Below are 15,532 nucleotides of genomic sequence, written 5' to 3' on the forward strand. Positions count from 1 at the left end.
TTGATAAAAGATTTAACCTATTTATATGATAATTTTTAAATTCGAGGAGGCTGGATAAGTATGAAGTGTCCAAATTGCGGTCGTCATGTCAGAAGTAAGAATCAATGTGCCCATTGTGGGTATAAATTTGATCAAGAAGATGTTAAAGAATTCAAAATTGATCCGATAGAGACCCCGCCGGTATCGTCATCACCTAGACCGGAAGTGCAGTCTGAGCGAATTTATCAAGATCGCCCTAAAAAACGTTCAAGTTTTGCCTCTATTTTATGGGGGATTATTAAGTTAGTGTTAGCGATCATTTTAGTTTTTCTAGCATTCTTCTATGGGCCACGACTCATTAAGAATTTAACGGGGTCATTCCAATCTAACAATCAAGAAACTCAAGCTCCAGCTTCTGATCAGTCACTTGTTCCTTCTGACAGTGAACAAGAAGGAAATAGTTCAGTTTTATCTGAAGACTCATCTGATGTATCAAGTGAGGAAGCTGATTCCACGTCTCTTCAAGTGACGGATCAACAAGTTAACTTAGATGATTTCCCAAGAATCACGGTTGAATTAACCTTTAATAAGGACTTAGATGAAGTTGACCGTGAGACCTTCCAGTTTGACCTTGAAACTGAAGGTACTCAGTCTTCGTTTGGCCAAGATTATTCATTGGTTAAAGAGAACAATAAGCTAATCTTGACTTATAATAATCCGGCTGCTGATCTTGTAAGTGCAAAAGAACAGGAACAAGTCCTTTCTATTAAGGATAAAGATAGCCAATTTAGCCATCAAGTCAGCTATAAATTGCCAGCAAGTTCTCTAGATGAGGAATTGGTCAAGCAAGTTAATGAATCGTTGAACAGCAAAATAGATGAACAGGCTGACCTGTCTGCTGTCGTGACTCGGGCAGGTTCAACATCACCAATTGTTTACAATGATCAATCGGTTGCCAGTGATAATCTTATTTCTTGGTTTGTCGTGACTCGGGTCTTAGAAGCAGTTGAAGCCGATGAGTTGACGCTGGAATCGCCTATATCAGTTACTGACGGACTTAAAGCCACGGGGGATGAAGGAGAACTTGCTTCAATGACCGAGGGCGAGGAAGTAACTGTTCAATATTTAATTGAGCAAGCGATTACTCAACAAGACCCATCTGCATTGAATCATTTAATTCAAACTGTTGGGGGTCCAAATCAATTTAACCTATGGTTAAACGAATCGAAATATTTTGCTACTAGAATTACTGAGCCTCTTAGTCTTAATGAGACAGGAGAAGTTGAAGGAGCGACAACTAGTGCGCAAGATTTGGCCTACCTACTGACTCAGCTAGCTAGTGATCAATTAGTGTCACCAGAGCTTGATCAAAGATTTAAGGAATTAGCCGGTCAAACCCCAGAGACGGCCAAGTATCCAAATCAAGCAGTTGAAGCCGTAGAATCAAGAGCTGAAGTCGCTACTTCGGATTCTAATGCTAGTCATCAATACTACTCTGGTATCATTTCAACAGCAGACCAAGATTATATTATTGTTATCCTAGCTAGCAACTACCCAGATCCTGAAGCCATTGTGCCGTCAATAGCAGAATCCCTGCATGAAATTCTAAGTTATCAAATAACAGGTCAAGCCCCAGAGGTAACCGTGGAATCATCTAGTCAGGAAAGTCAGGAAGCCTCCTCTTCTCAAGTGGAAGCTCCCGTTGAACAACCAGTTGCTCCCGAACCGGCACCTGCACCCGCTCCAACTCCAAGTTATGAGCAACCTCAAGCTCCAGAAGCTGGTTACCAAGGGCAGCAAGGGCAATACGGTCAGGCTGGAACTCCTGGAAATAATGGTTATTCGATGCAAGATGTTCAAGGCCAAGAGGGTCAGGTTTACTTACCGAATGTTGGGCCAATTGTCGATCCTAATACGGGTCAAGAGCGTCCAGCTACTTGGTTCTTTGATCAACCATCAAACACCTACAAGTATTACTAATTATCAGATATGACATTATTAGACAGACTCTTTCATCAATGAATGATTGTGAGGGTCTGTCTTTTAGTATCTATCGCTGTGCTAAGCATAGAGGTTCGACTTGTATAATTAACCCATAAGGTGTAAAATGTAATTAAAATACACATAAAGGGTGATTAAAATGAATGAAGCATTTAGAGAACTTATTTTACATGCTATTAACGAACGTTATATCAGTGAGAAAGCGTTCTATTCTGAAACCTTAGGGATTTCCGCTCAGAGTTGGGACCGTTGGAAAAAGGGAGAACAAGGATTAAAATTTGAAAATATTCAAAAACTCTCTACTTTGTTTACGGACTATGAGTGGATGTTGGTGCAAAAGGTTGTTCGTAATGCTGAATTTATTTCAAATATTATGGCTAATCCTATCTCTGAGTATGCTTATTTAAAATATCAAATTGCTCGTAAATGGATGAATAATGGAGTTGCTTACGTTGAGTGGGTTAAAACCGATGCTAATGAAGAAGATAGCCTTCGGAAATCTAACCACGTTGTTCTTCGCCTAGTAGCTGATTATAACTTCTGGGGATACAGTGATGTGATCGAATTTCGCTTGCCAGGAGTTATTCAACAAGAGATTGGTCATGACCAAGTACGCCTGCTCCAGTGGTTTGATGATGAGACAGGAAAGTTACAACATAATAACAATGACTATTGATAGCTTGTCTCCTGCTTGACTAAAAACTGATAAAGCTTATCATAGGACTGAGAAGAATTTTTTAAGACAGTGGGGGGCAAATGGTTAAGAAAAAGAAGTCAAAAAAGAAAAATAAATGGGTTAAATGGTGGCAAAAGTTTAAACCCCGTTTCTTGCAGAGGCTTGGGCTTGTCTCCTTGTTTTTGCTGATATTTATTGCTCTACTATCTTTTCTAGTATTCAAATTTTGGCAGTACGGTCAAGAGGCTTATCAAGACCGTGTCGAACTAGAGGCCAAGCAAGGTTTTATTGAAGAATTAGCTCCTACAGCTCAAAGTCTTCAAAGACAATACGGTGTCTTAGCGAGTATTTCGCTGGCTCAGGCGGCACTTGAATCAGACTTTGGAAGAAGTGAATTAGCGAGTGATTATTATAATTTGTATGGCGTTAAGACTGATGCTGATGACCCAGATAAGGTGGCCTTTAATACCATGGAATTTGTCGATGGAGAATGGATTGAAATAACGGATTACTTCAAAGTCTATCCAAGTTGGCAGGCTTCAATGGCTCAACATGCTGAGTTGATTCATTATGGAACCAGTTGGGACCCTAATTACTACCAATTAGTTAAGGATGGAAAGACCTATCAAGAGCAGGCTTCCGGCTTGCAGGAAGCTGGTTATGCAACCGATCCTACCTACGCTAATAAGATTGTTGAAATGATTGAAGCTTGGTCCTTGGATCAATATGATCAGCCGGTTAAATAAATTTTGTCGCCAGCATTTATAAATTATGATAGAATAGACGCATTCACAAGTATCATAGAAGAGGAGTGAGCAAATGTCTCAGAGACACTATCCTGGTGAAACGCTGGGTATAATTGGCTCTTCGGTTGCTTCTGCTTTGCTTGCTCAATCAGCTGGCAAATTAGGCTACCGAGTGGCCAGTTTGGTGACCCATCCTGATAATCCTGTGCGCCAGTTTGCTAGTTGGCAGACAGTGGTTGACCAGTATGATGAACAAGCGCTTAAGTTTTTTGGTGGAAGAATAGATGTTGTGACTGCAGAAGTGGGCTTATTAAATAACTTAGATCTACAGCTACTGGAGTCCCTCACGGACCTAGCTTTATCTGAGAATTTAATGGCCATGACGACAGACCGCTTGATTGAGAAAGCATTCTTGGATCGTAATAAATTCTTGGTGGCTCCTTTCTCTTTGATTACAAATCGTAGAGACCTGGAAGAGGCTGTGGAAATAATCGGTTTTCCTGCTATCTTGAAGACCACCCAGCGCCATGTTAGCGATGCCCAAGATCATCTGATGATTTATGGACCAGAAGACTTTCCTGATGCTGAAGCAAAGTTGGAACGAGGAGCCTGTTTGTTGGAAGCTTGGATTCCCAGTGAGAAGGTGGCTTCGGTTACGATAGTTCGCAATGAGCGTGGGGAGCGGTTAACCTATCCAGTGTTTGAAAAGTTGGCCTTGGATGATGATATTGTTCAGGTTCGGTATCCGGCTAATATCCATCCCGTAGTTGAAGGAGAGATGATTCGAATCAGTGAATCAATTGCTGATTTAGTCGGCCTTTCTGGGGCTATTACGGTTAATTTTTTAATTACTTCGGCTTCGGTTGTCTATGTAGCCGGAGTGAGTACGGGCCTTTCTCAGGAAGCAATGTTTACCATTGGCTCTACTTCGCTTTCGCATTTCGAAGCTAGCGTGCGAGCAATTATGGGACTTCCACTTCCGGAGCTAAGGATTTCAACCAAGGCAGCGATTGCTTACCCCTTATCGATTTTGGATCTAGAGGCAGTGATGACCCAGTTGATGCTTCGGACAGATTGGGGCTTCGCCTTATTTAATTCAACAGGAGCCAGTGAACTCCATTTGACTGGCCAAGTGATTGTGACAGGGGATAGCATTGAATCGTGTGAGCGACAAGTTGAAATCACTAATCTTCTAGCCAAGTAATGTTTGGTGATTTATAACAGGTATTGAGAAATTCAAGAGAACCACAGTAAGTTATAACTTACTGTGGTTTTTTGTAAGGAGAATGGCGTAATAAAAAGAAGGTAAAGAGAAAAAATTTACATCTAGAATAGCCATTGATATAATGAAACAGTATGTTTAATTCAATATAGGAGGTCATCCGATGTCTCAGTTACTTAAACAAATTGATCAGTTAAACGATAAACAAAAAGAGGCAGTCTTAACAACCCAGGGCCCCGTTTTAATTGCTGCTGGAGCAGGTAGTGGTAAGACCCGGGTGTTAACACACCGAATTGCCTATTTGGTGCAGGAGTGTGGCGTCAATCCCTGGAATATACTAGCCATAACCTTTACTAACAAGGCAGCCAATGAAATGAAAGAACGGGTCCAGGCACTAGTGGCTTCGGAGGCTGATAGTATTTGGGTGGCAACCTTCCATTCCATGTGCGCTCGAATATTGAGACGGGAGGCAAGTGCCGTTGGTTATGACTCCAACTTCTCGATCATTGATCAAAGTGAACAACAAACCTTGATGAAGCAAGTTCTCAAAGACTTGAATTTAGATAGTAATCAGTTTAATTACAAGGCGATGTTAGGAATGATTGATTCCGCCAAAAATGAGGGGATAACAGCCGAAAATTATAGTTCGCAAGAAGCTAGCTTTATTGGGGATATTCAAGAGAAAATCTACCGAACTTATCAGGCTAAGTTAGTAGCCAGTAACGCTATGGATTTTAATGACTTGTTGCTCTTGACCGTTCAGTTATTGGAAGAGAATGATGAGGTTCGGCGATTCTATCAAAATAAATTTCAATACATTCATGTTGATGAATATCAAGATACCAATGAAATTCAATACCAATTGGTTAAGATTTTGGCGGGTCTCCATGAAAATATTTGTGTTGTGGGGGATGCTGATCAAAGTATCTATGGATGGCGAGGAGCCAACATGGAAAATATTTTAAACTTTGAAAATGACTATCCAAACGCCAAAACAATTTTATTAGAACAAAATTATCGCTCGACTCAGACGATCTTGAAGGCAGCTAATAGTGTGATTAGAAATAATACCAACCGTAAGGCAAAGGAACTTTGGTCAGATAAGGGTGACGGAGAATTAATCACTTATTACCAAGCTGAAACAGATCAAGAAGAGGCGCGCTTTGTCATTCAGAAAATCCTTGAAATAAAAGAAGATCGAAACAAATCCTATAATGATTTTGCTATTTTATACCGGACGCAAGCGCAGTCTCGAAGTTTGGAAGAGCAATTACTCAAAGCTAATGTTCCTTACCGCGTCGTCGGCGGTCTCAAGTTCTACTCGCGTAAGGAAATTCAGGATACCTTAGCCTATTTACGTTTGATTGATAATCCTACGGATAATATCTCTTTTAACCGAATCATCAATGTTCCTAAGCGGGGAATTGGTCAAGCGACTGTTAATAAGTTGGTTGAATTTGCCAATAGTTTAGGTCTATCCTATTCTGAAGCCGTTGAAGAGCTAGCCCACTCCAATATTACCGGTGCCGCTCGAAATAAATTAGAAGATTTTGGTCAGTTAATGAATCGCTTGCGTCAGCAAGCTGAATTCTTGCCGGTGACAGATCTAACAGAAGCTATCTGGGAGCAGACAAACTATATTCAAGCGCTAAGAGAAGAAGCCAGCTTAGAATCGGCTAACAGAATTGAGAACTTGGAAGAATTTGCTTCTGTTACCAAGCAATTCGACCAAGAGGATCATGAGCAAGTTGAGACAGACCCTGATTTTCAAGCCCAAGACAATGAGGAAAGTCAGGAAAGTCAAGCTCTGCGTCCTTTAACCGTGTTTTTAACAGATTTATCTTTGGTGACCGACCAAGAGGAAGATCAGGAAAGAGCTCAAGTCACACTGATGACGATGCATGCTGCTAAAGGATTAGAATTCCCTTATGTATTTATAGTCGGTATGGAGGAAGGATTGTTTCCATTGAGTCGTGCCATGGAACAAGAAGAAGAGTTAGAAGAAGAGCGACGCTTGGCCTATGTTGGTATGACTCGAGCGGAGGAAGAGCTCTTCTTATCAGCTAGTAACAATCGTCTGCTCTATGGTCGCTACCAGCGTAATTTACCAAGCCGCTTTATTGATGAAATTGATTCTAAGCTCATCCAGGGGATGCGACCGGCTTTTCAATCAGCGATTAAGATTGGTTCCAAAAATCCCTATAAGCGACAGTCGGGCAAACGAGTCAATCTCCAAGGGCAACGGCCGAACGCATCCACAATCACTTTGTCTAAGAATAAAACGGCCAACGCTGAATCGTGGACTGTAGGTGATAAAGTAGACCACAAGGCCTGGGGTGAAGGGACGATCGTTCAAGTTTCTGGAGAGGGAGACAACCAGACCTTATCAATCGCCTTTCCAGATCAAGGCATCAAAGAATTACTAGCTAGCTTTGCTCCTATTCGTAAACTTTAAAGAGAATGATGGAAAGCAATGCTAGAGAAGAAAAATCATGCTATAATGACTGAGATAGATTAAAGAGGGGTGTCAAGCATTAATGACTTTTGAAGATATTGAGAAACTGAAAGATCAATTAAATCAATATGCTTATTCTTATTACGTCTTAGATCAGCCAGAAGTAACGGATCAAGAGTATGATCGGTTATATAGACAGCTAGAAGTCATGGAACAGGAACACCCGGAATGGATTCGGCCTGATTCTCCTACTCAACGAATTGGTGACACTCTATTAGATGGTTTTACTAAGGTCACTCATCAAACTCAAATGTATAGTTTAGCCAATGCTTTTAATCAAGCTGAAGTGGCTGACTTTATTAAGCGAGTGGAGTCACAACTTGACGAGCCTGTGTCATTTATGTGTGAATGTAAGATCGATGGCTTGGCCATTTCTTTAAGCTACCAGGATGGTTATTTTATCCAGGGAGCAACCCGTGGGGACGGGCGGGTTGGTGAAGATATAACTAGCAACTTGAAGACCATCCAAGCTCTACCCTTGAAGTTACGCTCACCGCTTAGCTTAGAGGTTCGTGGTGAAGCTTATATGCCTAAGGCTAGCTTTCAAGCTCTAAATGAAGATCGAGAGGCACAGGGGAAGGCTCCCTTTGCTAACCCAAGGAATGCTGCGGCCGGTAGTTTAAGACAAATTGACCCCCGTCAAGCAGCCAAACGTCACTTGAATTTATTCTTATATGGAGCTGTGGTTCAAGATGATTTTCAACCAGTAAGTCAGGCCGACTTATTTAGACAGTTACAAGACTTGGGTTTGCGGGTTAACTCTTTGAACCGTCTATGCCATAATTTGGACGAAGTGATGGCCTTTATCGATGAGATTGATCAAAAGCGAAATCATTTATCTTATGATATTGATGGAGTAGTTATCAAGGTCAACCAGATTGATCAACAAGAAAAATTAGGTTACACCGTTAAGGCTCCTCGTTGGGCCATTGCTTACAAATTTAAAGCAGAAATTGCCCAAACGCGATTAATTCAAGTTGAATGGACTGTTGGAAGAACGGGAGTTGTCACTCCTACAGCAGTGATGGAGCCAGTGCAGTTGGCTGGTACAACGGTCCAACGCGCTAGTTTGCATAACATTGATATTATTCAAGCCTTGGATGTACGTATTGGCGATCATGTTTACCTACAAAAGGCGGGAGATATCATTCCTGAAATTGTCAGCGTCGACCTAGATCAACGGCCTGCCTCCAGCGAACCTTTAGATCTGCCGACGACTTGCCCGGAATGCCAGAGTGAACTGACTCGCATTGAAGGAGAAGTGGCCCTGAGATGTGTGAATGCGACCTGCCCGGCCCAACAATTAGCCGGCCTAAGTCATTTCTGTTCAAGAAATGCCATGAATATTATGGGAATCGGTGAGAAAGTGCTTGCCAAGTTACTTTCTGAGAACTTGATCAAGGATCCAGCTGACTTGTATTATTTGACGGTCGAAGATTTTCTAACATTAGACCATGTTAAGGAAAAATCCGCCAATAAATATATTGATGCTATTCAATATTCTAAAGACAATTCGTTGTCACGCTTACTTTTTGGTTTGGGAATTCGACATGTCGGTGTATCCGCTGCTGAATTAATGGCTGATCATTTCGGCCATTTGGACAAGATTATAAAGGCAACGCCTGAAGAAATTGAAACCATTGAGGGAATTGGGCCGATGATTAGTCAATCAGTTGTGGACTTTTTTGAAGTCGAGGCCAATTTAGATCTTATTCAACGCTTAAAACAGGCAGAAGTGAATATGGAACAAGTCAGTGAATCCGTGATTTCTTCTGAGGCCACATCCTTCTTATTGGACAAAACGTTCGTATTAACAGGTACACTCAGCCATTATACGCGCTCTCAGGCTAAGGAAATTTTAGAATCCATGGGAGCCAAAGTAACCGGTAGCGTATCCAAAAAAACTGACTATTTATTAGCTGGGGAAGCCGCTGGCAGTAAACTAACGAAGGCTGAAAATTTAGGGATTACTATTATCAGCGAAGAGGATTTTATAGAGATGATTAATGAGGGAGAAAATGATGAATAAAGGTTTTAAATTAGGGGTAAGTCTCCTGCCTTTTCTATTATTGACAGGGTGCTTAAATAACGTTAACCAAGACAATGCTAACAATGGGGAGTTAGGTCCAGATCAAGCTTCCGTTCAAACGACCGGTCATCAATTAAGTGACGACTTTTACCGGGCGGTTATTGTAGACGGTCAGTATCAACTGGGTGCTTCTGCTAGCGTGGATTCTACCCTTAGTTCAGCTGGAAATAGTCAGGCTTTTGAGGCGGGATTACTGCGCATTAGCCGGGAGGTATTCCCAACGGACCAATATTACTTACAAGAAGGCCAATTAATTGATTCTGAAGCTTTGACCTCCTGGACAGCTAGAGAATCAGAAACGAATCCAGAAGGATTGAATCCTGCCTTATCTAAGGAAGAACAAGCTCAACAAGAAGCAGAAGCATCAAGTAGTGAATCAACGGATCCAGCTGATAATCCAGAAAATCCAGAGCAGGAAAATCAAGAATCCAATAACCAGGTTATTGTTAACAATGATGCGACTCCAATCTACTTATCCCAAATTATGGAAAAAGACATTATGGTAGAAACTGAAGATGGTTATGCATTAAGTGGGATTGTCATTGGCTTAGCGATGAATAGTGTTTATGAATATACGGATAGTGAAGGAACGGTTCACCAACAGGAGATTTCAGTAGGTGAGATGCGAGAACGCGGTAAGCAGTATGCTAATATAATTGTCGGTAGACTAAGAAATACAGCTGAACTACGTTCCATTCCTATTGTTGTAGGTTTATATCGGGTTGCCCCTAATAACGAAGTTGTTGGTGGAACTTATTTAGTCGATGGTATTTCTCGAGAGGGTAATTCCGTTACTGATTGGACGGAACGTAATGAATATCGGGTAGCATTACCGATCGTCGAAGCCGGTCAAAGTAATGATCAATTTATTTATTTTGATCAATTTAGCGACCAGGTACGCGACTTCTTCCCTAATCTCAATGGTATTTCAGGTGAAGCTCTCTACATTAATGATACCCTAGAGACCCTAAGAATCGAAATCGTTAGCCAGTTTTATCAATATACGGAGATTACAGCTCTAGCTCAATATGTTACAGATGCTGCTAAACGCCATCTGCCTGAAGGAATTGATATCGAAATAAATATCGTCTCAACCAATGGTATCGAAGCTTTTATTGGACGTAAGCCAGGAGAGACGGAATTTGCTAGTCACATATTCTATTAAGTCACTTAAATAGAATAGCTTTGCAAATAAAGGGACTTAGTATAAAATTTAAGATAGACCGTAGCCAAGCTAGCTTGGACGAACGACAGACAGAAAGAAGGAATTAACTTGATTACAAAAGAGGAATTAAAGCAAATTGCGCAAGTAGCAAAATTTGATTTTTCTGATGATGATTTAGATATGATGTACGAAGATATCAATGCAACCATCGAATTGATCCAGAATTTAAAGGAAGTTGATACTGAAGGTGTTCAACCCACATTTTATGGTAATGCTAATCATGACGTTTACCGCGAAGATAAAGCGGTTGATAGCGGTAAACGTGATCGCTTATTAGCTAATGCACCCGATAGTGATGAAGGTTACATCCGTGTTCCAGTAATCTTAGAAACAGAGGAGGCTTAAGATGACTCAATTTCCAACTACTATTACAGCAATGAAGCAAGGACTCAAAGCCGGCGAATTTACAGCTGTTCAATTGACTGATCATGTCTATCAATTAATCGAAGAAAGAGATAGTAAAATAAAAGGTTTCTTAACTTTGAATAAGGAAGAAGCGCTTAAAGAAGCCGAAGCGGCAGATCAAAGAGGGTACGGCGAGGATGCCCCGCTATTAAACGGTATCCCTATTGCAATAAAGGATAATATCTTAACAGATGGTTTAAAGACTACAGCAGCTAGTAAGATGCTAGAAAACTTTATTCCAACTTATGATGCGACCGTTATCAGAAAGCTGAAAGAAGCTGGTGCTGTCATCATTGGTAAAGTCAATATGGATGAATTTGCCATGGGTGGGTCCAGTGAAACTTCCTACTTCCATGAAACTCATAATCCTTGGAACCTAGACCGGGTGCCTGGTGGTTCTTCCGGTGGTTCTGGCGCAGTGGTTGCTAGCCGTCAGGTTCCCGGAGCCTTGGGAACGGATACAGGAGGTAGTGTTCGTAATCCAGCTGCTTATAATGGGGTTGTAGGAATGAAGCCTACTTATGGAACGGTCTCTCGCTTTGGAGCGATTGCTTTTGGATCAAGTTTGGATCAAGTGGGGCCTATTACAACCACTGTTGAAGATAATGCCTTGTTATTGGAAGCTATAGCTGGTACTGATCCAGCCGATATGACCACTCTCCCAGATCTAGATACTAATTTCTCAGCTAAGATTGGCCAATCTCTAGAAGGGCTTAAGATAGCCTATCCTGTAGAATTCCAATCTGACAAGATTGATCCTGAGATCAAGGCAGCTGTTGATGAGGCAGTTGAGTTCTTCCGTTTACAAGGAGCGATCGTTGAAGAGGTGTCTCTAGAACATATTCGCTTAGGAATTTCTGTCTATTATGCTGTTTCGTCAGCTGAAGGAGCTTCTAACCTACAACGGTTCGACGGTATTCGTTATGGTTACCGTTCGCCAAATGCACGTGACTTAGACGATATTTATGTGATGAGCCGGTCAGAAGGCCTTGGTGATGAAGTGAAGAGACGGATTATGATCGGTACTTATTGCCTAGGTGAAGAAGTCTATGAAGATATCTACTTACAAGCGGCTAAGGTTAGAACCTTAACTAAAGAAGATTTCTCACAAGTTTTTGCTGACTATGATTTAATTATTGGCCCAACGACGACATCTGTTGCTTTTGAGTTTGGATCCAAGCAAGATCCGGTGGAAATGTATGTGGCTGACTTATTGACGGTTCCAGCTAATATTGCCGGATTACCAGCAATCTCTATACCTGCAGGATTTAACAGTGAAGACATGCCAATTGGTCTACAAATTATGGGACCAGCTCGTGGCGAAGCCGTTATCTATCAAGCAGCTGCAGCATATGAACATGCTCATAGTGACGCCTATCAAGCACCAGAATTATAGGAGGAAAGCAATTATGAATTTTGAAACCGTTATTGGATTAGAAGTTCACGTGGAATTAAAGACGGATTCCAAGATCTTCTCTAGTTCGCCAGCTCACTTTGGCGCTTCACCCAATGCTAATACGAATGAGAAAGATTGGGCTTATCCAGGTGCGCTACCTGTTGCTAACAAAGGGGCTATGGAGTATGGGATGCTCGCATCCTTAGCTTTGAACTGTGAGATTGCACGTGAGATGAGCTTTGATCGTAAGTTTTACTTCTATCCTGATAATCCATCAGCCTACCAAATTACCCAAAACTTCCAACCGGTAGGTCGAAATGGTTACCTAGATATCGAAGTAGAAGGAGAAATACGTCGTATACGAATTAATCGTGTTCATTTGGAAGAGGATGCTGGTAAGAATACTCACGGAACTGACGGCTTCTCTTATGTTGACTTGAACCGTCAAGGAACGCCATTGATTGAAATTGTAACTGAAGCAGATTTACGTTCCCCTGCTGAAGCTTATGCCTTCTTAGAAAAATTAAGAGAAACGATTCTATATACTGGTGTATCAGACGTTCGAATGGAAGAAGGTTCGCTTCGTTGTGATGCTAACGTATCATTAAGACCTTACGGTCAAGAGGAATTTGGAACTAAAGCTGAGTTGAAGAACTTGAATAGTTTCAACTTTGTGCGCAAGGGTCTGGAGTATGAAGAAGTTCGTCAAGCCAATATCTTGCGCTCTGGAGGCAAGGTTAGCCAAGAAACACGTCGCTATGACGATATCAAGAATCAAACCTTTGCTATGCGTTCCAAGGAAGGTGCTGCCGATTATCGCTACTTCCCAGATCCAGATGTACCACCAATGACTGTATCGCAAGAGTGGATTGATCAAGTTGCTGAGCGATTACCAGAAATGCCAACAGCCAGACGTGAACGATATACCCAGGAATTTGATTTACCAGACTATGATGCTATGGTTCTAACACAAACCAGAGAAATGTCTGATTTCTTTGATGAGACGGTTGCTGAAGGAGCGGATCCTAAGCAAGCATCTAACTGGTTGATGGGTGAATTATCTGCTTACTTAAACAAGGAGCAAATAGAACTGGCTGATACCCAACTCACACCAAGTAATTTGGCTCAAATGATCCAACTCATCTCAGATGGAACCATTTCTTCTAAGATTGCCAAGAAGCTCTTCCAAATCCTAGTCACTAAGGGTGGCGACGCTAATGAAGTAGTAGAAAAAGAAGGCATGGCTCAAATATCTGATCCTGCTAAATTACAGCCTATGATTGATGAAGTTCTTGATAATAATCCTGAATCGATAGAAGACTTTAAGAATGGTAAAGATAGAGCCGTTGGATTCTTTGTTGGACAAATAATGAAGCAAACCAAGGGGCAAGCCAATCCTCAAGTGGTTAATAAATTATTAATGGAAGCACTAGCCAAACGTTAATTTATTACAAGCACAGGTTCGAAAGAGCCTGTGTTTTTTAATGGGATTATAAAGTAAAATTCGCTTCCAAAGACTAGCAATTTATTTGTGTTATGGTATCCTAGAAAAGATCATTATTAAAGTAAAGGAAGGCGAAACGATTGAAGAAAGCAGTAAGAATTATTGGCTTGTTTATTCTTTTATTAGCTATTATTTATTTTGGTGGCTATGCTTATTATGCAGGTAAATTTCAGGCCAATAGTCAATATGGACCGATTAATATCAGTCAGTTGAGTCTTCAAGAAGCTCAAAAGAAACTTGAAGACACTATAAATAATCAAGAGATTACAATCACTGAAAACAATCAACCGATTGCTTCCATTAATATTAAAGATCTTGGGGCAACTTTTGATACCAAAGATGGTTTACAGACTGCTTATAATCGTCAAGATCCCTCAAAGTGGTTTGTCAGTTTCTTCCAGCCCAGTCAATATGAACGAGTGTTGGCTCAAGAAATTGATCTCAGTGAAGATAAACTAGCCTCACTCTTGCAAAAGCAAGGAGTTGATAACAGCGACCGCCAAGATCCTGTGGATGCAAGTGTGGAATATAGTGACCAAGTTGGTTATTATGTTGAGAAAGGTCAAGAAGGTAGCAAGATTGATTATGAAGTCTTAAATAATCATCTTATTCAGGCAATTCAGGATAATGAAACCAGTCTGCCCCTTGAAACTTCATACCAACAACCCACTATCAATGAAAATTCCGATGCTATTAAAGAAGTGATGGATCAGGTCGATCAAACAAAAAACACCAAAATTACGATGAATCTTAGTGGCGATTCGGTGACAATCCCAGCCGACCGTATTCAGGAATGGATTCATTTTGATGATGCTAATCAGCTTGTTATCGATCGGGAAGGAGTTGCCACTTATTTACAGGAAGTGAATGAGCAATATTCAACCTTTGATAAAGTTCGCAAGTTCGATTCAACTTTACAAGGAACAGTCGATGTCCAACCGGGAATTCTAGGTTGGGGTATAGACGTTGAAGAAGAGACCGAAGTGGTTGCTTCTGCCTTAGAATCAGCTAAAAGTATTGAAAATCATGAGCCTGCCATTTATTCTACAGGCAATGTAAATGGAACGGCTAATGAAATTGGTGATACTTACGTTGAAATTGACTTAACCCACCAAATGATGTGGCTTTATGTAGATGGAGAGGTTATTGTTTCCACTGATATCGTATCCGGACAGCCAGGGGCTGAGACAGTGCCAGGTGCCAATGCGGTTAATGAGATGTTGACTAACACTAACCTAACAGGCTTCAATCAGTTCTATAATGTAAGCTATTCAACCCCTGTATCCTATTGGATTCGTTTTGATGATCAAGCGCAAGGCATCCATGATGCTTCATGGCAGGGTGCTTTCGGTGGTGACGTTTGGGCTTACGCAGGATCCTTGGGGTGCATTAATACCCCTTACGATGCGGTATCTGTTATCTATGATCAGGTGGATATTGGAACACCGGTTATTGTTTATTACTAGTATCAGAGGCTATCAGATAAGTTGCAATAATTATAATAAAAGCTTCGAAAAGCAAACAATCACTCAGCTGTAGTGGATCGCCTTCAGAGCCACGGCTCTTCCGGTGCGTTGCATACTGGGGCTGTAAGTTGCTAAAGCAACAACAGTCCTAGCATTAATTGGCTATATAGAGCTTCTTTACGCGTTAGCGTTTAGAAGCTCTTGTGCGTTAGCTTCTCTCCCTAAGCGCTAAAGCGCATAAGGGAGAGATATGGGCCAATTATCCTAAGACTACTGCTGAGTGATTGTTTGCTTTTCTTTGCTATTAT

General features: G+C 41.2%; 11 protein-coding genes. All 11 read left to right on the top strand.

The window, feature by feature from the left end; all coding sequences use genetic code 11:
• The first annotated feature begins 60 nt into the window (after positions 1 to 60).
• The 11 genes from T408_RS0104940 to T408_RS0104990 all read left to right on the top strand — a co-directional run bounded on the left by T408_RS0104940 (position 61) and on the right by T408_RS0104990 (position 15,224).
• Positions 61 to 1,959, top strand: coding sequence for a serine hydrolase (locus T408_RS0104940; protein ID WP_028118968.1), 1,899 nt, complete (start codon positions 61 to 63; stop codon positions 1,957 to 1,959).
• Between the two features lie 160 nt (positions 1,960 to 2,119).
• Positions 2,120 to 2,656, top strand: coding sequence for a hypothetical protein (locus T408_RS0104945; protein ID WP_028118969.1), 537 nt, complete (start codon positions 2,120 to 2,122; stop codon positions 2,654 to 2,656).
• Positions 2,657 to 2,736: 80 nt separating this feature from the next.
• Positions 2,737 to 3,402: a glycoside hydrolase family 73 protein gene (locus T408_RS0104950; protein WP_028118970.1), complete on the top strand. Its 666-nt coding sequence runs from the start codon at positions 2,737 to 2,739 to the stop codon at positions 3,400 to 3,402.
• A gap of 73 nt (positions 3,403 to 3,475) precedes the next feature.
• The gene (locus tag T408_RS0104955; protein WP_028118971.1) at positions 3,476 to 4,606 is read left to right on the top strand and encodes an ATP-grasp domain-containing protein; all 1,131 of its coding nucleotides are present in this window, start codon (positions 3,476 to 3,478) and stop codon (positions 4,604 to 4,606) included.
• Between the two features lie 181 nt (positions 4,607 to 4,787).
• Positions 4,788 to 7,079 carry a DNA helicase PcrA gene (gene pcrA, locus T408_RS0104960; protein ID WP_028118972.1) on the top strand — a complete coding sequence of 764 codons (2,292 nt, stop codon included), beginning with the start codon at positions 4,788 to 4,790 and terminating at the stop codon, positions 7,077 to 7,079.
• 82 nt (positions 7,080 to 7,161) lie between these two features.
• Positions 7,162 to 9,168, top strand: a complete 2,007-nt coding sequence (gene ligA / locus T408_RS0104965) for an NAD-dependent DNA ligase LigA (protein WP_028118973.1) — start codon at positions 7,162 to 7,164, stop codon at positions 9,166 to 9,168.
• On the top strand, positions 9,158 to 10,393 hold the full coding sequence (locus T408_RS0104970; RefSeq protein WP_028118974.1) for a CamS family sex pheromone protein: 1,236 nt from the start codon (positions 9,158 to 9,160) through the stop codon (positions 10,391 to 10,393). The genes ligA and T408_RS0104970 overlap by 11 nt, the downstream gene beginning before the upstream one ends.
• Before the next feature lie 108 nt (positions 10,394 to 10,501).
• A complete protein-coding gene (gene gatC, locus T408_RS0104975; RefSeq protein ID WP_028118975.1) occupies positions 10,502 to 10,798 on the top strand; it encodes an Asp-tRNA(Asn)/Glu-tRNA(Gln) amidotransferase subunit GatC in 297 nt (98 codons plus the stop codon).
• Position 10,799: 1 nt separating this feature from the next.
• Entirely contained in the window at positions 10,800 to 12,254 is a 1,455-nt protein-coding gene (gene gatA / locus T408_RS0104980) for an Asp-tRNA(Asn)/Glu-tRNA(Gln) amidotransferase subunit GatA (RefSeq protein ID WP_028118976.1), read from the top strand.
• A 13-nt stretch (positions 12,255 to 12,267) separates the two neighbouring features.
• Positions 12,268 to 13,698, top strand: coding sequence for an Asp-tRNA(Asn)/Glu-tRNA(Gln) amidotransferase subunit GatB (gene gatB, locus T408_RS0104985; RefSeq protein WP_028118977.1), 1,431 nt, complete (start codon positions 12,268 to 12,270; stop codon positions 13,696 to 13,698).
• A gap of 140 nt (positions 13,699 to 13,838) precedes the next feature.
• Positions 13,839 to 15,224: a L,D-transpeptidase family protein gene (locus T408_RS0104990; protein WP_028118978.1), complete on the top strand. Its 1,386-nt coding sequence runs from the start codon at positions 13,839 to 13,841 to the stop codon at positions 15,222 to 15,224.
• Positions 15,225 to 15,532 lie beyond the last annotated feature (308 nt).

The sequence above is a fragment of the Hutsoniella sourekii ATCC 700629 genome (assembly GCF_000518205.1).
In the GTDB taxonomy this organism is placed as follows: Bacteria; Bacillota; Bacilli; order Lactobacillales; family Aerococcaceae; genus Hutsoniella; species Hutsoniella sourekii.

What these genes read in the sequence shown, in the direction of transcription:
- T408_RS0104940 (WP_028118968.1), top strand. Translation starts at nt 61, where the DNA reads ATGAAGTGTCCAAATTGCGGTCGTCATGTCAGAAGTAAGAATCAATGT.
- T408_RS0104945 (WP_028118969.1), top strand. Translation starts at nt 2,120, where the DNA reads ATGAATGAAGCATTTAGAGAACTTATTTTACATGCTATTAACGAACGT.
- T408_RS0104950 (WP_028118970.1), top strand. Translation starts at nt 2,737, where the DNA reads ATGGTTAAGAAAAAGAAGTCAAAAAAGAAAAATAAATGGGTTAAATGG.
- T408_RS0104955 (WP_028118971.1), top strand. Translation starts at nt 3,476, where the DNA reads ATGTCTCAGAGACACTATCCTGGTGAAACGCTGGGTATAATTGGCTCT.
- pcrA (WP_028118972.1), top strand. Translation starts at nt 4,788, where the DNA reads ATGTCTCAGTTACTTAAACAAATTGATCAGTTAAACGATAAACAAAAA.
- ligA (WP_028118973.1), top strand. Translation starts at nt 7,162, where the DNA reads ATGACTTTTGAAGATATTGAGAAACTGAAAGATCAATTAAATCAATAT.
- T408_RS0104970 (WP_028118974.1), top strand. Translation starts at nt 9,158, where the DNA reads ATGATGAATAAAGGTTTTAAATTAGGGGTAAGTCTCCTGCCTTTTCTA.
- gatA (WP_028118976.1), top strand. Translation starts at nt 10,800, where the DNA reads ATGACTCAATTTCCAACTACTATTACAGCAATGAAGCAAGGACTCAAA.
- gatB (WP_028118977.1), top strand. Translation starts at nt 12,268, where the DNA reads ATGAATTTTGAAACCGTTATTGGATTAGAAGTTCACGTGGAATTAAAG.